This window comes from Halomonas sp. SIMBA_159 (assembly GCF_046536035.1).
GTDB classification, from domain to species: Bacteria; Pseudomonadota; Gammaproteobacteria; order Pseudomonadales; family Halomonadaceae; genus Vreelandella; species Vreelandella venusta_A.
Genome location: NZ_JAWJBT010001354.1, coordinates 1 through 244, shown reverse-complemented (window position 1 = coordinate 244; position 244 = coordinate 1). Strand labels below are relative to the sequence as shown.

At 47.5% G+C, this 244-nt stretch carries 1 pseudogene; it reads right to left on the bottom strand.

Annotated features, from left to right (window positions below):
- A pseudogene (locus R0J87_RS23675) lies at positions 1 to 209 on the bottom strand (glutamate racemase); the annotation flags it as partial.
- Between the last annotated feature and the right edge of the window lie 35 nt (positions 210 to 244).

Below are 244 nucleotides of genomic sequence, written 5' to 3'. Positions count from 1 at the left end.
ATCACAACCAAATCTGCGTTATGTTTTGTAACCAGAGAAGACACAATGTGCAGGGTACGCTCGACCAATACCGCCTCGTCCAACTCACCATAGGGGAAAGCCGCATCATCAAATGCGTAGATGTATTGATAATGTGGCAGCTGGCGGTATATCTCCTGATAGACGGAGAGGCCGCCCACACCAGAATCAAAAATAAGGATGGTTTTCACAACGTCTTTCTGACTGCTCCAAGATAGAAGCCCTC